Origin of the sequence: Streptomyces sp. NPDC047982, from assembly GCF_043204165.1 — a bacterium.
GTDB lineage: Bacteria > Actinomycetota > Actinomycetes > Streptomycetales > Streptomycetaceae > Streptomyces.
In genome coordinates this window covers 159,460-182,927 of the sequence record NZ_JBIDBS010000015.1, presented here as the reverse complement: position 1 = coordinate 182,927, position 23,468 = coordinate 159,460, and the positions used below count along the sequence as shown (strand labels likewise).

At 71.1% G+C, this 23,468-nt stretch carries 14 protein-coding genes; 8 read left to right on the top strand and 6 right to left on the bottom strand.

The window, feature by feature from the left end; translation table 11 throughout:
* Positions 1-33: 33 nt before the first annotated feature.
* Positions 34-1,209 (bottom strand): DNA glycosylase AlkZ-like family protein, encoded by a 1,176-nt coding sequence (locus ACGF2V_RS20085; protein ID WP_362620836.1) that lies wholly within the window; start codon positions 1,207-1,209, stop codon positions 34-36.
* Between the two features lie 153 nt (positions 1,210-1,362).
* A complete protein-coding gene (locus tag ACGF2V_RS20080) occupies positions 1,363-1,938 on the bottom strand; it encodes a GNAT family N-acetyltransferase (protein WP_362707264.1) in 576 nt (191 codons plus the stop codon).
* Between the two features lie 240 nt (positions 1,939-2,178).
* On the opposite strand from ACGF2V_RS20080, the gene secA reads away from it, so the two are divergent.
* Positions 2,179-4,998, top strand: a complete 2,820-nt coding sequence (gene secA / locus ACGF2V_RS20075) for a preprotein translocase subunit SecA (RefSeq protein WP_362620834.1) — start codon at positions 2,179-2,181, stop codon at positions 4,996-4,998.
* Between the two features lie 288 nt (positions 4,999-5,286).
* Here the strand turns inward: secA and ACGF2V_RS20070 are convergent, their stop codons facing one another.
* Positions 5,287-5,715, bottom strand: a complete 429-nt coding sequence (locus ACGF2V_RS20070) for an Rv3235 family protein (protein WP_362620832.1) — start codon at positions 5,713-5,715, stop codon at positions 5,287-5,289.
* A 289-nt stretch (positions 5,716-6,004) separates the two neighbouring features.
* Here ACGF2V_RS20070 and ACGF2V_RS20065 point away from each other — a divergent pair, with 289 nt between their 5' ends.
* Both ACGF2V_RS20065 and ACGF2V_RS20060 read left to right on the top strand, forming a co-directional pair.
* The gene (locus ACGF2V_RS20065; protein WP_362707267.1) at positions 6,005-6,511 is read left to right on the top strand and encodes a DUF6912 family protein; all 507 of its coding nucleotides are present in this window, start codon (positions 6,005-6,007) and stop codon (positions 6,509-6,511) included.
* A 129-nt stretch (positions 6,512-6,640) separates the two neighbouring features.
* Positions 6,641-7,312 carry an HAD family hydrolase gene (locus ACGF2V_RS20060; RefSeq protein ID WP_362620828.1) on the top strand — a complete coding sequence of 224 codons (672 nt, stop codon included), beginning with the start codon at positions 6,641-6,643 and terminating at the stop codon, positions 7,310-7,312.
* Positions 7,313-7,561: 249 nt separating this feature from the next.
* On the opposite strand, the gene ACGF2V_RS20055 is transcribed toward ACGF2V_RS20060, so the two are convergent.
* Entirely contained in the window at positions 7,562-8,131 is a 570-nt protein-coding gene (locus ACGF2V_RS20055) for a DJ-1/PfpI family protein (protein ID WP_362620826.1), read from the bottom strand.
* Positions 8,132-8,521: 390 nt separating this feature from the next.
* Here ACGF2V_RS20055 and ACGF2V_RS20050 point away from each other — a divergent pair, with 390 nt between their 5' ends.
* Positions 8,522-13,576 (top strand): NAD-glutamate dehydrogenase, encoded by a 5,055-nt coding sequence (locus ACGF2V_RS20050; protein WP_362707270.1) that lies wholly within the window; start codon positions 8,522-8,524, stop codon positions 13,574-13,576.
* A 189-nt stretch (positions 13,577-13,765) separates the two neighbouring features.
* On the opposite strand, the gene ACGF2V_RS20045 is transcribed toward ACGF2V_RS20050, so the two are convergent.
* Complete coding sequence (locus ACGF2V_RS20045; protein ID WP_362620822.1) at positions 13,766-14,563, bottom strand: ABC transporter ATP-binding protein; 798 nt, start codon at positions 14,561-14,563, stop codon at positions 13,766-13,768.
* Positions 14,556-15,497 carry an ABC transporter permease gene (locus tag ACGF2V_RS20040; protein ID WP_362620820.1) on the bottom strand — a complete coding sequence of 314 codons (942 nt, stop codon included), beginning with the start codon at positions 15,495-15,497 and terminating at the stop codon, positions 14,556-14,558. Before ACGF2V_RS20040 ends, ACGF2V_RS20045 begins: the two co-directional genes overlap by 8 nt.
* 130 nt (positions 15,498-15,627) lie before the next feature.
* Here ACGF2V_RS20040 and ACGF2V_RS20035 point away from each other — a divergent pair, with 130 nt between their 5' ends.
* The 4 genes from ACGF2V_RS20035 (at position 15,628) to ACGF2V_RS20020 (ending at position 23,403) form a co-directional block, all read left to right on the top strand.
* Positions 15,628-16,251, top strand: a complete 624-nt coding sequence (locus ACGF2V_RS20035) for a TetR/AcrR family transcriptional regulator (RefSeq protein WP_362707272.1) — start codon at positions 15,628-15,630, stop codon at positions 16,249-16,251.
* 356 nt (positions 16,252-16,607) lie between these two features.
* Positions 16,608-20,273 carry a CDP-glycerol glycerophosphotransferase family protein gene (locus tag ACGF2V_RS20030; RefSeq protein ID WP_362707458.1) on the top strand — a complete coding sequence of 1,222 codons (3,666 nt, stop codon included), beginning with the start codon at positions 16,608-16,610 and terminating at the stop codon, positions 20,271-20,273.
* 277 nt (positions 20,274-20,550) lie between these two features.
* Complete coding sequence (locus ACGF2V_RS20025; RefSeq protein WP_362707275.1) at positions 20,551-21,759, top strand: hypothetical protein; 1,209 nt, start codon at positions 20,551-20,553, stop codon at positions 21,757-21,759.
* Between the two features lie 129 nt (positions 21,760-21,888).
* Positions 21,889-23,403 carry a bifunctional glycosyltransferase/class I SAM-dependent methyltransferase gene (locus ACGF2V_RS20020; RefSeq protein WP_362620815.1) on the top strand — a complete coding sequence of 505 codons (1,515 nt, stop codon included), beginning with the start codon at positions 21,889-21,891 and terminating at the stop codon, positions 23,401-23,403.
* Positions 23,404-23,468 lie beyond the last annotated feature (65 nt).

Here is a 23,468-nt window from a genome sequence, read left to right as displayed (position 1 = left end):
CCGCAGGAGGACGCGGAAGGCGGCGGGGCGGGGTCACGCCAGGGCGCGAGCGACCTCCTGGACGAGCGGCCCACGCAGTTCCGGAGCATCGACCCGCTCCAGCCGAACGTCCGTGCAGCCGACCCAGGACGCGGCCTCCGCCAGCGCCTCGGCCATCGGCACCACCGCCTTGCGGCCCTCCAGGGACACCTGACGGGCGACCAGTGTGCTGCCTTCACGCGCCGGGTCCACGCGGCCCAGCAGCCTTCCGGCCGCCAGCAACGGCATCGCGAAGTAGCCGTGTATCCGCTTGGCCCTGGGGACGTACGCCTCCAGGCGGTGCGTGAAGCCGAAGAGCCGCTCGGTGCGCGCCCGCTCCCAGATCAGGGAGTCGAACGGTGACAGCAGGGTCGTGCGGTACCTCCCGCGCGGCTCCGAGGCCAGCGCCGCGGGGTCGGCCCAGGCGGGCTTCGCCCAGCCCCGTACCGTCACCGGCACCAGGCCGGAGTCCGCCACGACCGCGTCGAACTGCTCTCCCTTGAGCCGGTGGTAGTCCGCGATGTCGGCGCGGGTGCCGACTCCCAGGGACCGCCCCGCGAGCGCCACCAGCCGGCGCAGGCACTCGGCGTCGTCCAGATCGTCGTGCAGCACGGCATCGGGCAGAGCCCGCTCCGCGAGGTCGTACACCCGCTTCCAGCCGCGGCGCTCGGTGCACACCACCTCGCCGTACATCAGGGCGCGCTCGACGGCGACCTTCGACTCCGACCAGTCCCACCACTCGCCGCCGTTCTTCGCGCCGCCCAGTTCCGTGGCCGTCAGCGGGCCCTCGGCGCGCAGCTGCTTGATCACCGTTTCATAGGCGCCGTCGGGCAGGTCGTGGTGCCAGTGGGAGCGGGAACGGTAGGCGCGGCGGCGGAACGCGAAGTGCGGCCACTCCTCGACCGGGAGGATGCAGGCCGCGTGCGACCAGTACTCGAAGGTGCGGCCGCCCGACCAGTACGCCTGCTCGACCGAGGGCCGGCCGACCGCGCCGAGGCGCGCGTACGGAATCAGCTCGTGCGAACGCGCGAGCACCGAGATCGTGTCGAGCTGGACGGCGCCGAGATGTCGCAGCACTCCCGGAACCCCGGCCCTGCGGTTCGGGACACCCAGGAAGCCCTGGGCACGCAGGGCTATCCTGCGCGCCTGATCGGCGGAGAGTTCGACGGCGGGAGGAGGCACGAGCGTCATGTCCCGCACCTTAGAGGCAGGCACTGACAACAGAGGCAGGCACTGACAACCGGCCGCGGAGCGACTGTGCGGCTGCGTGGCGGACGGGCAAGGAATGACGGGCGGAGGCGGAACGGCCGACCGGCCGGGCGACGGGCCGGTGGCCGATCGGTCTCAGGTGGTCGTGGGCAGATAGGCCCGGTTGCCCGTCAGGCCGAGGTCGGACGGGAGCAGCGCGCCTGTCCACGCGTCGCGCCGAACCCCTTTGTTGAGCAGGCCCGACCGCTGCTCGCCCTCCATCCGGAAGCCGGCCCGCAGCGCTACGGCGCGCGAGGCGGCGTTGCCGGTCTCGGCGCGCCACTCCAGCCGGTCACCGCCGAGCGAGGTGAAGGTCCAGTGGGCGGCGGACAACACCGCCTCCGCCGTGTAGCCGTGGCCCCGGTGTTCCTCGGCGGTCCAGAACCCCACCTCGTACGTGTCCGGAAGGTTGCAGCGCGTGATGCCGAGGGCGCCCGCCAGGGCGCCGCCCTCCCGCAGCACCACCGCGAAGTTGTACATGGAGTCGTCGCGCCAGCCGCCCGGGCACAGCTCCCGCGCGAAGAACTCCGCGTCGGCGAGGCGGTAGGGGGAGGGCACGACCGTCCAGCGCTGGATGTCCGGGTCCTGACAGGCCGCGTGGATCCCGTCCACGTCGGCCTCGGTGAAGGGGCGCAGCAGCAGACGTTCGGTGGTGAGGGTGATCGGCTCCATGCACGGATTGTGGTGAGGCTGCGGCCGGTATGCGAACACTTTTCGGACTTCCCGGCACCTTCGGACGCCCCCGTCCGTTGACGGACGGGGGGACAGGCGCAGGCGACGCGGCGGCAGCCCTCCCGGTGTGACGGGGTCCTCGCTTACGATGGCCGTTGCGGTGGGGCCCGCCTGCCGTGCCCGCGCCAGTGTCCACACCCGACCCAGTGCCAGGCCCGACCGGCAAGGAGACCAGCCTCAGTGTCCGTCTTCAACAAGCTCATGCGTGCAGGCGAAGGCAAGATCCTGCGCAAACTGCACCGCATCGCGGACCAGGTCAGCTCCATCGAAGAGGACTTCGTCAACCTCTCCGACGCCGAGCTGCGGGCGCTCACCGACGAGTACAAGGAACGGTACGCGGCCGGCGAGAGCCTGGACGACCTGCTTCCCGAAGCGTTCGCGACCGTCCGTGAGGCCGCCAAGCGAGTCCTCGGACAGCGCCACTACGACGTCCAGATCATGGGTGGCGCGGCTCTGCACCTCGGCTATGTGGCCGAGATGAAGACCGGCGAGGGGAAGACCCTGGTCGGCACCCTGCCCGCGTACCTCAACGCGCTGTCCGGCAAGGGCGTGCACCTGATCACGGTCAACGACTACCTGGCCGAGCGCGACTCCGAGCTGATGGGACGGGTCCACAAGTTCCTCGGCCTGACCGTCGGCTGCATCATCGCCAACATGACGCCCGCCCAGCGCCGTGAGCAGTACGCCTGCGACATCACGTACGGCACGAACAACGAGTTCGGCTTCGACTACCTCCGCGACAACATGGCCTGGTCCGCGGACGAGCTCGTCCAGCGCGGCCACAACTTCGCCGTGGTCGACGAGGTCGACTCGATCCTCGTCGACGAGGCCCGTACGCCGCTGATCATCTCCGGTCCGGCCGACCAGGCCACCAAGTGGTACGGGGACTTCGCCAAGCTGGTCACGCGCCTGACCAAGGGCGAGGCGGGCAACCCCCTCAAGGGGGTCGAGGAGACCGGCGACTACGAGGTCGACGAGAAGAAGCGGACCGTCGCCATCCATGAGTCCGGCGTCTCGAAGGTCGAGGACTGGCTCGGCATCGAGAACCTCTACGAGTCGGTGAACACGCCCCTCGTCGGGTACCTCAACAACGCCATCAAGGCCAAGGAACTCTTCAAGAAGGACAAGGACTACGTCGTCATCGACGGCGAGGTCATGATCGTCGACGAGCACACCGGCCGTATCCTCGCCGGCCGCCGCTACAACGAGGGCATGCACCAGGCGATCGAGGCGAAGGAAGGGGTGGACATCAAGGACGAGAACCAGACGCTCGCCACGATCACCCTGCAGAACTTCTTCCGCCTCTACGGCAAGCTCTCCGGCATGACCGGTACGGCGATGACCGAGGCCGCCGAGTTCCACCAGATCTACAAGCTGGGCGTCGTCCCGATCCCGACGAACCGGCCGATGCAGCGCGTCGACCAGTCGGACCTGATCTACCGGACCGAGGTCGCGAAGTTCGCCGCGGTCGTCGACGACATCGCCGACAAGCACGAGAAGGGCCAGCCGATCCTCGTCGGCACCACGTCGGTCGAGAAGTCCGAGTACCTCTCGCAGCAGCTGTCCAAGCGCGGTGTCCAGCACGAGGTCCTCAACGCCAAGCAGCACGACCGGGAGGCGCTGATCGTCGCCCAGGCCGGCCGCAAGGGCGCGGTCACGGTCGCCACCAACATGGCCGGACGAGGCACCGACATCAAGCTCGGCGGCAACCCCGACGACCTCGCCGAGGCCGAGCTGCGCCAGCGCGGTCTCGACCCCGTCGAGCACGTCGAGGAGTGGGCGGCGGCGCTGCCCGGCGCGCTGGAGAGGGCCGAGCAGGCCGTCAAGGCGGAGTTCGAAGAGGTCAAGGCGCTCGGTGGGCTCTACGTCCTGGGCACCGAGCGGCACGAGTCGCGGCGTATCGACAACCAGCTGCGCGGTCGTTCCGGCCGTCAGGGCGACCCGGGCGAGTCCCGCTTCTACCTGTCACTCGGCGACGACCTGATGCGACTGTTCAAGGCACAGATGGTCGAGCGCGTCATGTCGATGGCCAATGTGCCGGACGACGTGCCGATCGAGAACAAGATGGTGACGCGGGCGATCGCGTCGGCCCAGTCGCAGGTCGAGCAGCAGAACTTCGAGACGCGCAAGAACGTCCTGAAGTACGACGAGGTGCTCAACCGGCAGCGCGAGGTCATCTACGGCGAGCGCCGCCGGGTCCTGGAGGGCGAGGACCTGCAGGACCAGATCCGTCACTTCATGGACGACACGATCGACGACTACATCCGCCAGGAGACCGCCGAGGGCTTCGCCGAGGAGTGGGACCTGGACCGGCTGTGGGGTGCGTTCAAGCAGCTCTACCCGGTGAAGATCACCATCGAGGACCTGGAGGAGGCGGTCGGCGACCGGGCCGGGATCACCGCCGAATTCATCGGTGAGTCCATCAAGGACGACATCCACGAGCAGTACGAGGCGCGTGAGAAGCAGCTGGGTTCGGACATCATGCGTGAGCTGGAGCGGCGTGTGGTGCTGTCCGTCCTGGACCGCAAGTGGCGTGAGCACCTCTACGAGATGGACTACCTCCAGGAGGGCATCGGCCTGCGCGCCATGGCGCAGAAGGACCCGCTGGTCGAGTACCAGCGCGAGGGCTTCGACATGTTCAACGCCATGATGGAGGGCATCAAGGAGGAGTCCGTCGGCTACCTGTTCAACCTGGAGGTCCAGGTCGAGCAGCACGTCGAGGAGGTTCCGGTGCAGGACGAGGCCGAGCGCGCCTCGCTCGCCAAGGAGGACCTCGTGCCGGCGGCGCGTCCGGAGATCCGGGCCAAGGGGCTCGACGCTCCGCAGCGCCCGGACCGGCTGCACTTCTCCGCCCCCACGGTCGACGGTGAGGGCGGGGTCGTCGAGGGCGACTTCTCCAACGGCGGTGGCGCCGCCGTGCCCGCCCCGGACGGCATGACCCGTGCGGAGCGGCGCAAGGCGCAGAAGAGCGGTGGAGGCGGGCGCCGCCGGAAGAAGTGACGCCGGGCCCGTCGGCGTACGGGCGGTGGCGGCCGGAATACGGTGCGGCCGGGGCCGGGCACTCCTCGCGGGTGCCCGGCCCCGGTGCGTTCCCCGTCGGCCACGCGGGGACGCGGGGCCGTCCCGGGGTTGCTCCGGCGGCGCCGGGGCGTGACGGTCGGGCGCGTCTGCCGCGGCTCGGAGTGCGCTTCCCCCCCCGGCCCTGCGCGCTTGCGGGTGTTCCCGGAGTGCGAACCGCGCAGTCCTGAACGCGGTTTTTCGTATGCCGGGGGGACATCGGCGCGGTCCTCATCGGGGCGTGGCCGCCGGCAGGCAGTCGTCGCCCATCTCCACCGCCGCGCAGCGCCAGCGCAGGTCCTTGCCCTGCTCCAGGCGGAAGGCGATGGCGCGTACCCGCTCGCCCGCCGCGATGCTCGCGCACGCCTCCACCACACCCGGAACGGGCTGGGCGCCGTGGCACATCCGGATCACGGGGCGCGCGCCAGGGGCCCTGAGCGGGCTGTGCGGGGCCAGTTCGGCCAGTTGGTCGTACGCCTCGCCGATGGTGTGCCCGAGCATCCAGTGCACCGGGCGCTGGCCGCTGAGAACGGCCAGGAGGCGCTCGGCGAACCAGTGATGGGGCCGGACGCGCCGCGGAGCCCTCGTGCGCTGCGGAGGGACGGTTTCGGGCCTGCACCGGTCCTGGCGGCCGGCGGGCCGGGTCCTGTTCGTGCTCAACGCGCATTGCCCCCGTGCTTCAGGCCCGGATCGATACCGGGCGGTAACTTCCGATGGGGACCTTCTACGGTGGCGACGAGGCCCCCGCAAGCGCCGGTGTGGCGTCTGACACGGTCGGGGCGAATCACCTATCCGGGTGACGGGGGTGGTGGCGCGCGGAGTGTGCGGCGGGCAGGAGGAGGGTGAGGTGCGGTCGCCGGGTGGACGGGGACGGCCCCGGTGCGCGTAGCCCCAAAGGAGGACGTCGCACGTATCCTGAGGGCGATTCCGACTACGAAAGCGGCCAGCCATGCGCGTGTACGTCCCCCTGACCCTTTCCGGTCTCGCAGCGGCGCACCGGGCGGGCGAGATCGGTCCCGGTCCACTGATCGCCTACGCGGTGACTCCCGGGCTGCGCGAGTGGTACGTCTCCGACGACATCGAGGAGCTGGAGTACGCGGCGCTCAACCGGGCCGCCGCCGCCTCGCTGCGACTGATCGCCGGGGACCCGGACGCCGTACGCCGAAGGGTCGTCGTCGCCGTCGACGTACCGGATGGTGCGGCCGTGGCCGACCCGGACCGCAGCCTCGACGCTTCGTCGCTCGGAGAGGTGCGCATCGCGTCTCCCGTGTCCCTGGCCGTGGCGGCCTCGGTGCACGTCGACGCGGACGAGGCCGAGAAGGACGTCAGCGCCGCCTCAGCGGCCCTGGGCGCGGCGGACCTCGGTGACGACGACGCGCAGTTCACCGTGGACGGCGCCGAGGACCACGAGCTGCTGTGGTTCGGCATCCAGGAGATCCCGAACCTGATCGGCTGAGCGTCGGAGGCGGGAGCGCGGGCCGGGCACCGGGGCAGGGCACCGGGCGGAACGCCTCGTGCGTCACCACCGTCCCGGTCACGACCGCTCCGGCAGGGATGGTCGGACCCTCGCGGTACTTTCTAGGGCATGGGGACACACGGGAAGCACCGCACGCATCTGGTCTGGGACTGGAACGGCACTCTGCTCGACGACAACGCGGCGGTCGTCGGGGCGACCAACGCCGCGTTCGGCGCGGTCGGGCTGGAGCCCATCACGCTGGACCAGTACCGCGAGATGTACTGCGTCCCGATCCCCCGCTTCTACGAGCGGCTGATGGGACGGCTCCCCACGGACGCCGAGTGGGAGCGGATGGACGTGCTCTTCCACGAGTACTACACCGAGGAGCGCGCCGCCTGCGGGCTCACCGAGGGCGCCGAGGACCTGCTCTCGCAGTGGCGGCTGACCGGCGGGAGCCAGTCGCTGCTGAGCATGTACGGGCATGAGCAGCTGGTCCCCGTGGTGCGGGGATACGGCATCGAACGGCACTTCCTGCGGGTCGACGGGCGCACCGGCCCGTCCGGCGGCAGCAAGGCGCGGCACATGGAACGGCACATCGCCGCGCTGGACGGAATATCCCCGGAGTACACGGTGGTCATCGGCGATGCCGTGGACGACGCCGTGGCCGCGGCGCACGTCGGCGCCAAGGCAGTGCTCTACACCGGGGGATCGCACAGCAGGGCCAGCCTGGAGGCGGCCGGGGTGCCGGTGGTGGACAGTCTGGCCGAGGCCGCCGACCTGGCCACGAGGATCACCGGGTGAGACCACCGGCGTGATACGGACGGCGTGAGGACGGCCCGGCGACACGGCGGGTGGTACGGGCCGTCCGTGTGCCCCGGGCCTGCCGTCCACCGGGGTGTCCGTCCTCGTACGTGAGGGTGACCGGGTGACACGGCAGGCGGTACGGGCCGCCCGGGTCTCCCACGTACCCCCGGGCCTGCGCTTGCCGCGCACCCGGGGTGTCCTCGAAGGTGTCGCGCATCCTGTCAGTCGGTCCTCGGGAGCTCGTGCTCAGGCGGTCACCGGCGCCTTCGTGCGGAGCACCTTCAGGAATTCACGCATCCACGCCGAATGGTCCGGCCAGGCACGGGAGGAGACCAGCGTGCCGTCGACCACGGCCTCGTGATCCTCGAAGGTGGCGCCCGCCGCCTGCATGTCCAGCTCCAGAGCGGGGTAGGCCGTGACGCGCCGGCCGGCCAGCGCGCCGACCGCCGCCGTCATCAGCGGGCCGTGGCAGATCTGGGCGACGGGCCGGTCCGAGTCGAAGAACGCCTTGAGGATCTTGCGCAGCTCCGGGTCGTTGCGCAGGTACTCGGGGGCCCGGCCGCCCGGTACGACCAGCGCCACGTAGTCCCCCGGGGCGACCTCGGAGAAGGCCAGGTCGGCGGGCCAGGTGTAGCCGGGCTTCTCCGTGTACGTGTCGTAGCCGGGCTCGAAGTCGTGGACCACGAAGCGGAGCGTCTTACGGGCGGGGGCGGCGATGTGGACGTCGTAGCCCTCCTCCCGCAGCCGCTGGTAGGGATAGAGGACCTCCAGCGACTCGGCGGCGTCGCCGGTGACGATCAGGATCTTCGGTGCCATCGCGGGGCTCCCACGGGTCGTCGGCCTGTTCCGTCTACCAGAGTGCGGCAACACGGGGCGAAGCGCTGTCCAGAGTGTCAAACTTCCCGACCATCTTTTGTACACATGCGGCTCGTGACGGGTATGGGGGCGAGCGAGATAGCCTGGACCCCGTGATCAGCGCGATATGCCTCGGGGGCAGCGGAGCCCCCGGCCTGCGCCCGGAGTGCCTCAGCACCCGGGCCATGCCTGATCCTCTCCACCCGGGCCGACGGTCAAGAATTGCCGATACCGCCCCGGACACCCCTCATAGCGGCATACCGTCGACTCGGACCGGAAAACCCGTGTCATGGCGGTACGTCACTGTTTACACCTACGTCACGCAACGGCGCGCGACAGGAGCCAGAGGACATGCAGACCAAGCTGGACGAAGCCAAGGCCGAGCTGCTCGCACGGGCCGCCCAGGTAGCTGACCACAGCCCGGGCGGTGGTGTCGGTGGCCCGGGTGGTGCCCCGCAGGCGGGCGCGGGGGCCGACGGCACCGGGACGGGACAGGAGCGTCCCGAACAGGAAACGATCCTCGCGTACCTCCAGCGCTACTACCTGCACACCGCTCCGGAGGACATCAGCGGCCGGGACCCCGTCGACGTGTTCGGCGCCGCCGCCTCCCACTACCGGCTCGCGGAGGTCCGCCCGCAGGGCACGGCGAACGTCCGGGTGCACACCCCGACGGTCGAGGAGAACGGCTGGACGTCCAGCCACTCCGTCGTCGAGGTCGTCACCGACGACATGCCGTTCCTGGTCGACTCCGTCACCAACGAACTGTCCCGCCAGGGCCGCGGCATCCACGTCGTGATCCACCCGCAGGTCGTCGTGCGCCGCGACGTCACCGGCAAGCTCATCGAGGTCCTCTCCGAGGGCAACGGCCTCCAGCCGACCCCGCAGGCCCGGAAGGACGCCAAGCCGGCCAAGGGCGCCAAGGCGACGAAGACCACCCGCGTCAAGGGTGCCAAGGGCACCGAGCTGCCGCACGACGCGGTCGTCGAGTCCTGGATCCACGTCGAGATCGACCGCGAGACCGACCGCTCCGACCTCCAGCAGATCTCCGCCGACCTGCTGCGGGTGCTGTCCGACGTACGGGAGGCCGTCGAGGACTGGGAGAAGATGCGCGACGCCGCGCTCCGCATCGCCGACGACCTGCCCGGCGAGCCGCTCGACGACCTCGCCGACGAGGAGGTCAACGAGGCCAGGGAGCTGCTGCGCTGGCTGGCCGCCGACCACTTCACCTTCCTCGGCTACCGCGAGTACGAGCTGAAGGACGACGACGCGCTGGCCGCCGTGCCCGGCACCGGCCTGGGCATCCTGCGCTCCGACCCGCACCACAGCATCGACGAGGCCCACCCCGTCAGCCCGTCCTTCGACCGGCTGCCCGCCGATGTCCGGGCCAAGGCCCGCGAGCGCAAGCTCCTCATCCTCACCAAGGCCAACAGCCGGGCGACCGTCCACCGCCCCAGCTACCTCGACTACGTCGGCGTGAAGAAGTTCGACGCCGACGGCAACGTCATCGGGGAGCGCCGCTTCCTCGGCCTCTTCTCGTCCGCCGCCTACACCGAGTCCGTGCGCCGGGTGCCCGTCATCCGCCGCAAGGTCGCCGAGGTGCTGGACGGCGCGGGCTTCTCGCCCAACAGCCACGACGGCCGCGACCTGCTCCAGATCCTGGAGACGTACCCGCGCGACGAGCTGTTCCAGACGCCCGTCGACCAGCTGCGTTCCGTCGTCACCTCCGTGCTGTACCTGCAGGAGCGCCGCCGGCTGCGGCTCTACCTGCGCCAGGACGAGTACGGGCGCTACTACTCCGCGATCGTCTACCTGCCGCGCGACCGCTACACCACCGGCGTACGACTGCGGCTGATCGACATCCTCAAGGAGGAGCTGGGCGGCACCAGCGTCGACTTCACCGCCTGGAACACCGAGTCGATCCTCTCCCGGCTGCACTTCGTCGTCCGGGTCGCGCCCGGCACCGAGCTGCCCGACCTCACCGACGCCGAGGCCGACCGCATCGAGGCCCGGCTCGTCGAGGCCGCCCGCTCCTGGGCCGACGGCTTCCAGGAGGCCCTGACCGCCGAGTGCGGCGAGGAGCGCGCCGCCGAGCTGCTGCGCCAGTACGGCCGTGCCTTCACCGAGGGCTACAAGGCCGACCACTCGCCGCGCGCCGCGGTGGCCGACCTCGTCCACCTCGAAGCGCTCAAGAAGGACGAGAAGGACTTCGCCCTCAGCCTGTACGAGCCGGTCGGCGCGGCCCCCGGCGAGCGCCGGTTCAAGATCTACCGGACCGGTGAGCAGGTCTCGCTGTCCGCGGTCCTCCCCGCCCTGCAACGGCTCGGCGTCGAGGTCGTCGACGAGCGCCCGTACGAGCTGCGCTGCGCGGACCGCACCCACGCGTGGATCTACGACTTCGGTCTGCGGATGCCGCAGACCAACGGCACCGGCGCCTACCTCGCCGACGACGCCCGGGACCGGTTCCAGGACGCCTTTGCCGCCGTGTGGACCGGCGCGGCCGAGAACGACGGCTTCAACGCGCTGGTGCTGGGCGCCGGGCTGACCTGGCGCCAGGCGATGGTGCTGCGCGCCTATGCGAAGTACCTGCGGCAGGCCGGTTCGACCTTCAGCCAGGACTACATGGAGAGCACTCTCCGCAACAACGTCCACACCACCCGGCTGCTGGTCTCCCTCTTCGAGGCCCGGATGGCCCCGGAGCGGCAGAGCGCCGGCACCGAGCTGACCGACGGACTCCTGGAGGAGCTGGACGGGGCCCTGGACCAGGTCGCCTCGCTCGACGAGGACCGGATCCTGCGGTCCTTCCTCACCGTCATCAAGGCCACCCTGCGCACCAACTTCTTCCAGCCGGGGGCCGACGGCGAGCCGCACGGTTACGTCTCGATGAAGTTCGACCCGCAGTCCATCCCGGACCTGCCCGCGCCCCGCCCGGCGTTCGAGATCTGGGTCTACTCGCCGCGCGTCGAGGGTGTGCACCTGCGCTTCGGCAAGGTCGCCCGAGGCGGGCTGCGCTGGTCGGACCGGCGGGAGGACTTCCGTACGGAGATCCTCGGCCTGGTCAAGGCACAGATGGTGAAGAACACCGTCATCGTGCCGGTCGGCGCGAAGGGCGGCTTCGTCGCCAAGCGGCTTCCGGACCCGGCCGTCGACCGGGACGCCTGGATGGCCGAGGGCATCGCCTCGTACCGCACGTTCATCTCGGCGCTGCTCGACATCACCGACAACATGGTGGCCGGCGAGGTCGTGCCGCCCGAGGGCGTCGTCCGGCACGACGAGGACGACACGTACCTGGTCGTCGCCGCCGACAAGGGCACCGCGAAGTTCTCCGACATCGCCAACGAGGTCGCCGTCGGATACGGCTTCTGGCTCGGCGACGCGTTCGCATCCGGCGGCTCCGCGGGCTACGACCACAAGGGCATGGGCATCACCGCCCGGGGCGCCTGGGAGTCCGTAAAGCGGCACTTCCGCGAGCTCGGCCACGACACCCAGACCCAGGACTTCACCGTCGTCGGCGTCGGCGACATGTCGGGCGACGTGTTCGGCAACGGCATGCTGCTCTCCGAGCACATCCGCCTCGTCGCCGCCTTCGACCACCGGCACATCTTCATCGACCCCACGCCGGACGCCGCCGCCTCGTACGCCGAGCGGCGCCGCCTCTTCGACCTGCCGCGCAGCTCCTGGGCCGACTACGACAAGAACCTGCTTTCCGCGGGCGGCGGCGTCCACCCGCGCACCGCCAAGTCCATCCCGGTCAACGCGCACATGCGCGAGGTCCTGGGCATCGAGCCGGGCATCACCAAGATGACGCCCGCCGACCTCATGCAGACCATCCTCAAGGCCCCCGTCGACCTGGTGTGGAACGGCGGCATCGGCACGTACATCAAGTCCTCCGCCGAGTCGAACGCCGACGTCGGTGACAAGGGCAACGACGCGATCCGGGTCGACGGCCGGGACCTGCGGGCCAGGGTCGTCGGCGAGGGCGGCAACCTCGGCGCCACCCAGCTCGGCCGGATCGAGTTCGCCCGGGGCGGCGGCAGGATCAACACCGACGCGATCGACAACAGCGCCGGTGTGGACACCTCCGACCACGAGGTGAACATCAAGATCCTGCTCAACGGTCTCGTCCGCGACGGCGACATGACCGTCAAGCAGCGCAACAAGCTGCTGGCCGAGATGACCGACGAGATCGGCCGCCTGGTGCTGCGCAACAACTACGCACAGAACGTGGCGCTCGCCAACGCCACCGCCCAGTCGGCGTCCCTGCTCCACGCCCACCAGCGCTTCATGCGACGGCTCGGCCGCGACGGGGACCTGGACCGCGGGCTGGAGTTCCTGCCCAGCGACCGGCAGATCCGCGAGCTGCTGAACAGCGGCAAGGGGCTGACCCAGCCGGAGCTGGCCGTGCTGCTCGCCTACACCAAGATCACGGCGGCCCGGGACCTGATCCGGACCAGCCTCCCGGACGACCCGCACCTCCAGAAGCTGCTGCACGCCTACTTCCCGTGCCAGCTGCGCGAGCAGTTCCCCGAGGCGGTCGACGGGCACGCGCTGCGCCGCGAGATCATCACCACGGTGCTGGTCAACGACACCGTCAACACCGGCGGTTCGAGCTTCCTGCACCGGTTCCAGGAAGAGACCGGCGCGTCCATCGAGGAGATCGTGCGGGCGCAGTTCGCGGCCCGCGAGATCTTCGGCCTCGGTGAGGTGTGGGACGCCGTCGAGGCGCTCGACAACAAGGTCGCCGCGGACGTCCAGACCCGGATCCGGCTGCACTCGCGCCGGCTCGTCGAGCGCGGTACGCGCTGGCTGCTCGGCAACCGGCCGCAGCCGCTGGCGATCGCCGAGACGATCGACTTCTTCAAGTCGGGCGTCGAGCAGGTCTGGGCGGAGCTGCCGAAGGTGCTCCAGGGCGCCGACCTGGAGTGGTACCAGTCGATCCTGGACGAGCTGACCGAGGCGGGCGTCCCGGGCGAGCTCGCCCAGCGGGTCGCCGGATTCTCCTCCGCCTTCCCGGCGCTGGACGTCGTGGCGATCGCGGAACGCACCGGCAAGGAGCCGCTCGCCGTCGCCGCGGTGTACTACGACCTCGCGGATCGGCTCGGCATCACCCAGCTGATGGACCGGATCATCGAGCTTCCGCGGGCCGACCGCTGGCAGTCCATGGCCCGCGCCTCCATCCGCGAGGACCTGTACGCGGCGCACGCCGCGCTCACCGCGGACGTGCTGTCCGTGGGCAACGGGGGCTCGACGCCCCAGGAGCGGTTCGAGGCGTGGGAGGAGAAGAACGCGGCGATCCTCACCCGGTCGCGTTCCACCCTGGAGGAGATCCAGGGCTCGGACGCGTTCGACCTGGCGAACCTGTCGGTGGCCATGCGGACGATGCGGACGCTCCTGCGCACGCACACGTAGGAAGGCCCCCGGCGCAGGGCGTGCGCGACACCTGACGAGGGTGCGCGGCGCCCGACGGGGCCGGACGCCTGATCGCCCGGCACGGGCGGAGGACGTCTGACGAGGGCGGGGCGGTCACCGGATCTGCGGTGACCGCCCCGCCCTCGTCGTCGTTGCCGCTCGTGAGGTTTCCGGTGGTCCGCCCCCCGCTCACCTGCCGCCGGAGGTGAACCTCTCGTACGCGGCCACGACCTCGTCCGCCGGGCCGTCCATCCGCAGCGTCCCCGCCTCCAGCCAGATCGCCCGTTCGCACGTCTCGGTGATCGACTTGTTGCTGTGGCTGACCAGGAAGACCGTCCCGGCCTCCTCGCGCAGCTCCACGATCCGTTCCTTGCTGCGCCGCTGGAACCTGGCGTCCCCGGTGGACAGGGCCTCGTCGATCAGGAGCACGTCGTGGCTCTTGGCCGCCGCGATCGAGAAACGCAGCCGGGCGCCCATGCCGGAGGAGTACGTCCGCATCGGCAGCGTGATGAAGTCGCCCTTCTCGTTGATGCCCGAGAAGTCGACGATCTCCTGGTAGCGCTCGCGGACCTGGGCCCGGGACATGCCCATCGCGAGGCCACCGAGCACCACGTTGCGCTCCCCGGTCAGATCGCCCATCAGCGCCGCGTTCACGCCGAGCAGCGAGGGCTGGCCCTGGGTGTACACCCGGCCCTCGGACGCGGGCAGCAGTCCGGCGATCGCCTTCAGCAGCGTCGACTTCCCCGAACCGTTGGAACCGATCAGTCCGATGGCCTCACCCCGGTACGCCGCGAAGCTCACCCCCTTCACGGCGTGCACCTCGCGCACCCCGGGGGCTTGGCGGCGCGAGACGATACGGCTGAGCGCCGAGGTGGCGCTGCCCCGTCCGGTACGGGCGCCGTTGACCTTGTACGTGATGTGCACGTCGTCCACGACGACGGTCGGCACCCGCTCGCCGCCGCCGGTGTTGCCGTTGTGGTCAGCCACGTCCGTACCGCTCCTCCGCCTGCCAGAAGTACAAGAAGCCGCCCACGCCGCACACGAGCGCCCAGCCCGCGGCGACCGCCCACACGTGCGGCGGCAGATGGGACGCGTCGAAGCTGTCGATGAGCGCGAACCGCATCAGGTCGATGAAGACGGCGGCCGGATTGCACTTCAGGGCCAGCTCGACGATGTGAGGGACCCGGTCGCCCTTGAGCATCTGGTCCACGCTCCACATGACACCGGAGGCGTACATCCAGGTGCGCAGGACGAACGGCACCAACTGGGCGACGTCCGGGGTCCGGGCGGTCACCCGCGCCACCGCCATGGACACGCCGGTGTTGAACACGGACTGGAGGAAGAGCGCCGGGATCGCCAGCAGCCAGGACGGCCTGGGGAACTGCCCGAACCCGATCAGGATCAGCGCCAGCGCGGCCAGCGAGAACAGCAACTGCTGGAGCTGCTGGAGGGCCAGCGCGATCGGCAGCGAGGCGCGTGGGAAGTGCAGCGCCCGGACGAGCCCGATGTTGCCGCTGATCGCACGGGTCCCGGCGGTGATCGAGCTGCTGGTGAAGGTCCAGATGAACACGCCGGTCACGAGGAACGGCACGAAGTCCTCGACGTTGCGCTTGGTGTCCATCAGCACGCCGAAGATGAAGTAGTAGACCGTCGCGTTCAGCAGCGGGGTCATGATCTGCCAGATCTGGCCTAGCTTCGCCTGGCTGTACTGGGCGGTCAGCTTGGCGGTGGCGAACGCCGTGATGAAGTGCCGTCGGTCCCAAAGCTGCCGGACGTAGGCACTGAGCGAGGGCCGGGCCCCGCTCACGGTCAGGCCGTGCCGGGCGGCGAGCGCGGCCAGCTCGCCCGGGGCGTACGACGGGAGGGGCGCGGCGGCGGGGGTGTCGGCCGGGGCCGCAGGGGTCGTTGTATGGCTCACCACGATCGCTTTCGACGGGAGGGGGAATACGGGATCGGCCGATGGAACGGGTCCGTATCGTCGCAACGCTGAGGGTAGGACGCGCCGACGTCGCAACGCAACCGTTTCGTCGTGACGGACTATGATTCAGCCCATGACCACCGCTCCCGGAACCCGCCGCCGTGCCCCCGCCGGAGCCGCCGTGCTGCGCGAGGACGTCACCGACGCGATCCGCAGCGCGGTCTTCGAGGAACTGGCCGCAGTGGGTTTCGCCCGGATGTCGATCGAGGGCATCGCCCGGCGCGCGGGCGTCGGCAAGACCGCCGTCTACCGGCGCTGGAAGTCCAAGCTGGCCCTGGTGCTCGACCTGGTCTCCGCCGTGGCCGTGCAGGGCATGCCGGCCCCGGCCAGTGGTTCGCTGTACGGGGACGTCCGCGCCGTGCTGGAGCTCGCCGCGTACGCCCTGCGGCACCCGGTCGCCTCGCAGGTCATTCCGGACCTGCTGGTCGAGGCGGCCCGCAATCCGGAGATCGCCGACATGATCAAGGCCGCCCTGCTGGACCCGCAGCAGGGCATCGCCGCCGTGGTCGTGCGCGACGCGGTGGCGCGCGGCGAACTGCCCGAGGACAGCGACCCGGACCGGGCCCTGGATCTGATCATCGGCCCGCTCTACTGGCGGCTCGCCGTCGTCCGCACCCCGCTGCCCAAGGGCTATCTCGACGACCTGGCGGCCTCGGCGGTCGCGGCGCTCCGGGAGGGCGATCCGGGCAGGGCGTGAAGACGCGATGCGGGCACGTGGGCACGCTGGGCCAGGCGTGAAGCCCTGAGGCGTGCGTGAGGCGTGCGGCCGTGCGGGGACCGGGCGCGAGGACCGGGTCGGCCCGCAGCGCCAGCCGGTCCCCGAACCGGCGCTCCGGGGCGAATTCCCGGCCGGGCGCCGGGGCCGCCGGGTCCGTGCCGTACCGGGGCAGCGGCAGCCGGGCGCCGAGCGCAAACCGGCGCACCCGGACGGCGGCGCGTAAGCACGGCGCCGCCGATGTCACCCGTTCGGGAGGGAGTACGCCGGTGACCCCCGGCCGCCCACGCGGTTGAGCCGTACGGACAGCCAGGCCCCGATGAACGGACGTGCCCACCATGCCGCCACGGCTCAGTGTCGTCGTACCCGTCCACAACGTCGAGCCCTTCCTGACGGACTGTCTGCGGTCCCTCGCTGAGCAGACGATGACCGATCTGGAAGTGGTGATCGTCGACGACGGATCCACCGACGGCAGCGCGGACCTGGCCACCGGGTTCGCCGCCCGCGACCGCCGCTTCCGGCTCGTCAGCCAGGCCAACGGCGGCCTCGGCCACGCCCGTAACACCGGCGTGCGCCACTGCGACCCGGGCGCCCGGCACCTCGCGTTCGTCGACAGCGACGACGTGGTCCCGCCCCGCGCGTACGAACTCCTCGTCGGGGCCCTGGACGAGACCGGTTCCGACTTCGCGTCCGGCAACGTGCTGCGGCTGCGCCCCTCCGGGAAGCTCCAGCAGTCGCCCGACTTCCGCAGGCCGATGGCGACGACCCGGCTGCGCACCCACATCTCCCGCGACTGGGACCTCGCCGCCGACCGGATCGCCTGCAACAAGGTCTTCCGCCGCTCCTTCTGGGACGAGCACGCCTTCGCCTTCCCCGTCGGCGCGCTCTACGAGGACATCCCGGTCGTCCTGCCCGCCCACTTCCTGGCCCGGTCCGTCGACGTCCTGAAGGACACGGTCTACCACTGGCGCGAACGGGCGGGCTCGGTCACCTCCCGCCGCGCCGTCGTCCGAGGCATCCAGGACCGTGCCTCGCACGTCCTCGGCGTGTCCGCCTTCCTCGACGAGCACCGCGGCGCCGCCGACAAACGGCGGTACGAGGAACACGTCCTCGCCAACGACCTCTGGTGCTTCATGGAGGCGCTGCCCGACGGCGACGAGGACTACCGTCGCGCCTTCCTCACGTACGCCAACGAGTTCACCGACCACGCAGACCCTGCCGTCCTGGACGCACTGCCGGTGCGGCTGCGGCTGATGTGGCATCTCGTACGCGAACGCCGGACCGACGAACTGCTGGCGCTGCTGGGCCACGACAAGGCCGAACCAGGCGCCTTCGCGGTGCGGGGCACGCGGCGGCGCACCGCTGCCTACCCGGTGCTCACCGGTCCCGTCCCGCGCCCCGTGCTCGAGGTCGCCGGACGGGACCTGCCGCTCATCGCCCGGCTGCGGGACGCCCGGTGGCGGGACGGCAGGCTGCACCTGTCCGGCTACGCGTACATCCGGAACCTGCCCGCCACCTCACGCATCAGCGAGTTCCGGACCGCCTGGCTGCGCGCCGGGCGCCGGCACCTGGTGCCGCTGCGGCTGCGCACCGTCGTCGATCCCGAGGCCACCGCGCGGTCGAGGCAGAGCCTGCACGACTACGACCGCTCCGGATTCGAGACAGTCGTCGACCCGGCCCGGCTCCGCATCGACGCGCGCCGCGGGCCCGCGTTCCTCACCTGGCGCCCGGAGGTCGGCATCGCGGGGCACGGCATGCTGCGCCGCTCCGCCCTCTCCACGAACGAGGCGGCCGTCCCGCCGCCCGTGCACCGGCCGGACGGCGACCACCGCATCGTGCCCGTCTTCGACGACGGCACGCTGGTGCTGCACGCGGAACGGATCGACGCCCGCTTCGAGTCCCATCGGGCGGGCGGCCCGGTGGGCGAACGCCGTGGAGACGGCGCGGACGGCGCGCGTGGAGCGGATGGGCGGGGCGGCAGCGTGGTGATCGACGGCATGGTCCGTGCCCGGCTCGCCGGGGGGCCACTGCGCCTCGCCCTCACCCACCACCCCTCCGGGACGTCCTTCGACTGCCCGGTCACGGCCCGCGAGAGCACCGGACCCGCGTCGTCCGGCTGGCGCCGCTTCACCGCCCCCGTTCCCCTCGACGCCTTCGTTGCCGCCCGCGCCGCCGCCCGGACGCGCGCGGGGGAGGGGGAGGGGGCGCCGCCCGCGCAGATCGCGTACAGCGTGCACCTCGTCGGCCCGGACGGGCGCCGCACGCCGATCGACGTACCGGGACCGGTGCTCCCGGGCCGCTACCCGCTGGACGGGGACGCGGACGGGGACGGAGGCATGGAGGCGAAGGACCGGGCCCCGGGGCGCGAACTCGGGCTCACCGCGAGCGCCCGCGGCAACCTGCTGATCGCCGACCGCACCGTACAGCCCGCCGTCGACCTCGCGGCCTGGGCGGACGACGGCCGGCTCGTCCTGGAGGGCACCTTCCCCGGCCGCGCCGGGCGCCGCGCCGAACTCGTGGCCCGGCACAGCGGCCACGACGAGGAGGCCGTCCTGCCCGTCGCGTTCTCCGGGACCGGCGGGGCACGGCGGTTCCGGGCCGCGTTCCGGCCGGACGCCGTGGACGGACCCGGCGGACCGCTGCCGCTGGGGCAGGGGCACTGGTACCTCTTCCTGCGCGAGCCCGGCGCGGAAGGCGATGCGTACGAGACCCCGTTGCGCATCCCGGCCGCCGCCCACCGCACCCTGCCCGCCGCCCGCACCCTCGGCGGACGCGCGTACGTCGTCGAGCGGCGCCACCACGACCGGTTGCTGATCGACTCCGCGCCGGTGCTCCCCGCCGCCGAACGCGGGCCGCGCGGCACGCGGCTGCTGCGCGGGACGTACCGGGGCCGGCGCACCGCGCCCGTGCGCGACACCGTCCTGTACAGCAGCTTCGGCGGACGTCAGTACTCCGACTCGCCGCGCGCCGTCCACGAGGAACTGGTGCGCCGGGGAGCCGAGTTCGAGCACCTGTGGGTGGTACGCGACCAGCAGGCGCGCGTCCCGGCCGGTGTCACCGCCATCGAACACGGTTCGGCCGCCTGGTACGAGGCACTGGCGACCAGCCGTCACATCGTCACCAACACCCAGCTCCCCGAGTGGTACGAGCGGCGCGACGGCCAGTTCGTCGTCCAGACCTGGCACGGCACGCCCCTCAAGCGCATCGGCCTGGACCTCGCGGGTACCGCGCAGGCCGACGCCGCCTACATCGCCACCATCGAGCGGCGCGCCCGCCAGTGGAGCGTCCTGGTCTCCCCGAACGGCTTCTCGACCCCGGTCCTGCGGCGCTCGTTCGGCTACCGGGGCGAGGTCCTGGAGTGCGGCTACCCCCGCAACGACCTGTTCCACGCCCCGGACCGGGCCAAGGTCGCCGCGGCCGTACGCGAACGCCTGGGCATCCCCGAGGGGCGGCGCGTCGTGCTGTACGCGCCGACCTGGCGCGACGACCAGCCGCGCGGCGGCGGCCGGTACGCCCTCGACCTGCGCCTCGACCTCTCCGCCGCCGAACGCGCACTCGGCGCGGACTCCGTCTTGCTGGTGCGCCGTCACTACCTGGTCGCCGACCGGCTCCCGGTCGGCGGCAGTGGCTTCGTCCGTGACGTCTCGCGCCACCCGGACGTCGGCGAGCTGATGCTGATCAGCGACGCCCTGGTCACCGACTACTCCTCTCTGATGTTCGACTTCGCCCTGACCGGCCGCCCGATGCTCTTCCACACCTACGACCTGGCGCACTACCGCGACAACCTGCGCGGGTTCTGCTTCGACTTCGAGGCGCGCGCCCCCGGCCCGCTGATTCCCGGCGCCACCGGACTCGTCGAGGCGCTGCGCGACCCGGAGCGCGCCACCCGGGGGCACGCGCGGGCGTACGAGGCGTTCCGCCGGGACTTCTGCGACTTGGACCGCGGGCACGCGGCGGCGGACGTGGTCGACCGCATGCTCCGGGGGCCCGACGACCGGGACTGAACCGGGCACCCGGAACGACGGGCGCCCGGGGCTGACCGGGCACCCGGACCGACCGCGCACCCGGACCGACTGGGCACCTCGCGGGGCGATCGAGCCCCGGGCCGAGCACAGCCCGTCTGAACCGTTCGAGTGATTCGGGAATGCGGAGGTCCGTACAACTCCGCAGGGAATCGACGCGGCGATCCACTGGCAGGGGATCAGCATTGCGTCACTCAGCGTCCGCGAGTTGCTACGTTCTGTTTTCATGGGTATCCGAATGCGATGCGAAACCTGGGGCGTGCGACGAGCGAGAACGGCGGTGCTCGCCGCCGCTGCCGTGGGTCTCCTCACCCGAATGCTGATCGCGGCCAACAAGCCCGGACCGGCAGACGTGCACATCTTCCGTGGTTTCGCCGCGGCCATCGCGCGTTACGGCCCCATTCGGATCTACGAACAACCGCTTCCGGGGCTGCCCGTCTACAACCATCCGCCCCTGGCCGGGTGGATGCTGCTCGGTCTGAAAGAACTCTCCGACATCGGAATCCCGTTCGGGAGCCTTATCAGGGCGCCCGCCTCGATCGCCGATTTCTGCTGCGCGCTCCTCGTCTTCGAAATCGTCCGCCGGCGGCGCTCCTTGGGTGTGGCGGTGGCCTGCGGGGTGGGCGTCGCCCTCAGTCCGGTACTGATCGCCACGTCCGGCTACCACGGCAACACCGACGCGGTCGCGATCACCTTCGCCCTGGCCGCCGCCCACCTCCTCGCGGACCGGAAGTCACCGCTGGCCGCGGGGCTGGCCGCGGCCCTCTCGATCAGCGTCAAGTTCATCCCGGTGGTGACGGTCCCGGCGCTGTTCGTCGTCGCGCTGCGGGCGGGCCGCCCGGCCCTCCTCCGCTTCACCGCAGCCTTCACCGCCCTGACCGCCCTCGTCTGGGGGCCTGTTCTGGCGACCGTGCCGCAGAACCTCAAGGAGAACGTCCTGGAGTACGCGGGCGGCCACCGCCTCTGGGGCATCGTCCGGTTCGCCGACCTGGCCGGGCTGCCGGACGCGTTCATCACCTTCGTCCAGGGCGACGGGCACTTCCTGTTCGTGCTGGCCTGCGTGACGGCCGGGGTGTGGCTGGCCCTGCTGCGGCCCGCGCAACTGCCCGTCGTCGTCGGCCTCACGATGGGACTGCTGCTGCTCCTCTCCACCGCGTCCGCCCTCCAGTACCTGACCTGGGCGGCGGCCGGGCTCTTCGTCATCGGTTTCTGGGAGGGCGCCGCGTACAGCTGTCTGCTCGGACTGACCGCCCTCCTCGGCTACATGGGGCGCTCCGCCGTGCGCTGGAGCGACACCGTGATGCATCTGGGGGAGGCGGGCTGGGCCGTCCTCGCCGTCGGGCTCGTCTGCGGAGTCCGCGTGATCCTTGCCGCGCCGCCGTCCGTGCCCTCGCCGCCGTGCGCCGCCGGGCCGGCCCCGCGCACCGTGCCCCGCTCCCCGCGCCCCGCCGGTTCCCCCGTCAGGTGACCGCCCCGCCGAGTCCCCGGCCCCCTTCCGGGACCGGCCCCCCGAGCACCGGGATCCCGGCCTCCCGGCATCGAGCCCCCAGCACCCAGCACCGAGCACCCAGCACCGAGCACAACTGGAGAACGTTTCGTGAAGGAAAGCCCGAGCCTCAGGATCGGCATCCTGGTGGTCGCGTACAACGCCGAGACGACGCTGGAGAGGACCCTCGACCGCATCCCGGAGGACTTCAGGTCCAAGGTCACCGAGATTCTCATTCTCGACGACGCGAGCCATGACGCGACCTTCACCGCGGGCTGCCGCTGGTCGCAGACGGAGGGAATGCCGCGGACCGTCGTCATGCGGCACACCAAGAACCTCGGATACGGCGGGAACCAGAAGGCCGGTTACGCCCTGGCCGCCGCCCATGGACTCGACATCGTCGTGCTGCTGCACGGCGACGGGCAGTACGCCCCCGAATTCCTTCCCGAGATGGTCGCACCGATCGAACGCGGCGAATGCGAGGCCGTCTTCGGCTCGCGGATGATGAAATCCGGATCAGCCCTCAAGGGCGGCATGCCGATGTACAAATGGCTCGGCAACCGCATTCTCACCCGGCTGGAGAACGGCCTTCTCGGATCGCGGCTCACCGAATTCCACTCCGGATACCGCGCCTACAGTGTCGCCGCGCTGGCGAAACTGCCGATCGACCGGAACACCGACGCGTTCGACTTCGACACCCAGATCATCGTCCAGCTGCTCGACGCCGGAATGCGGATCAAGGAGATCCCCGTCCCCACCTACTACGGCGAAGAGATCTGCTACGTCAACGGCTTGAAATACGCGAAGGACGTCATCAAGGACGTCCTCGAATACCGGCTCGCCGTCAAGGGGTTCGGCACGTGTGCCTGGATCCCCAAGCCCGTCGAGTACGCCTTCAAGGAGGGCGACGGTTCCTCGCACGCCGTCATCCTGGAACGGATGCGCGGTCTGCCACCCGGCCGGGTCCTCGATCTCGGCTGCTCCGGCGGCCTGTTCGCGCAGCGCCTCGAAGCCCTCGGCCACGAGGTGACGGGCGTCGACTACGTCGAGGTCCCCGGTGTGCGCGAGAAGTGCACCCACTTCCACCTCGCCGACCTGGAGGCGGGACTCCCCCCGGAGATCGGCACCGGCTACGACTACGTGGTCGCCGGCGACGTCATCGAGCACCTCTCCCGGCCCGAACGGCTCCTGGCCGAGGTCGCCACCGTGCTGCGGCCCGGCGGCCATGTGCTGCTCTCCGTGCCGAACTTCAGCCACTGGTACTCCCGGCTGCGGGTCGCGCTCGGCGTCTTCGACTACGACCGGCGCGGCATCCTCGACGAAACACATCTGCGCTTCTTCACCCGGGCCAGTCTGCGCCGCACCGTGCGCGGCGCCGGGTACGACGTCCTCGACCTCACCTCCACCGGGGCCCCGTTCTGGGCCCTGCTCGGTGGCGGGCCGCTCCCCACGGTCCTCGGCGGGCTGTCGAAGCTGCTCACCCGGATCCGGCCGACGCTGTTCGGCTATCAGCACGTCGCCCTGCTCACCCCGCACGCGGCCGAGACGATCATCGCTGGAGAGCACGTCGATGTACAGGACATCCTCAACCGACAGTACGTACCCGCCGACCGGATCGGCGTCTGAGACGCCCCGGCCGGTGACCGGGGCGACCTGTCCGGTGCCAGAGACGACCGGGCCCGTGTCCGAGG

Bases quoted from the DNA above. Each gene is read 5' to 3' on its own strand.
- ACGF2V_RS20060 (WP_362620828.1), top strand. From the start codon at position 6,641: ATGGGGACACACGGGAAGCACCGCACGCATCTGGTCTGGGACTGGAAC.
- ACGF2V_RS20030 (WP_362707458.1), top strand. From the start codon at position 16,608: ATGCCGCCACGGCTCAGTGTCGTCGTACCCGTCCACAACGTCGAGCCC.
- ACGF2V_RS20080 (WP_362707264.1), bottom strand. From the start codon at position 1,938: ATGGAGCCGATCACCCTCACCACCGAACGTCTGCTGCTGCGCCCCTTC.
- ACGF2V_RS20055 (WP_362620826.1), bottom strand. From the start codon at position 8,131: ATGGCACCGAAGATCCTGATCGTCACCGGCGACGCCGCCGAGTCGCTG.
- ACGF2V_RS20050 (WP_362707270.1), top strand. From the start codon at position 8,522: ATGCAGACCAAGCTGGACGAAGCCAAGGCCGAGCTGCTCGCACGGGCC.
- ACGF2V_RS20085 (WP_362620836.1), bottom strand. From the start codon at position 1,209: ATGACGCTCGTGCCTCCTCCCGCCGTCGAACTCTCCGCCGATCAGGCG.
- ACGF2V_RS20035 (WP_362707272.1), top strand. From the start codon at position 15,628: ATGACCACCGCTCCCGGAACCCGCCGCCGTGCCCCCGCCGGAGCCGCC.
- ACGF2V_RS20065 (WP_362707267.1), top strand. From the start codon at position 6,005: ATGCGCGTGTACGTCCCCCTGACCCTTTCCGGTCTCGCAGCGGCGCAC.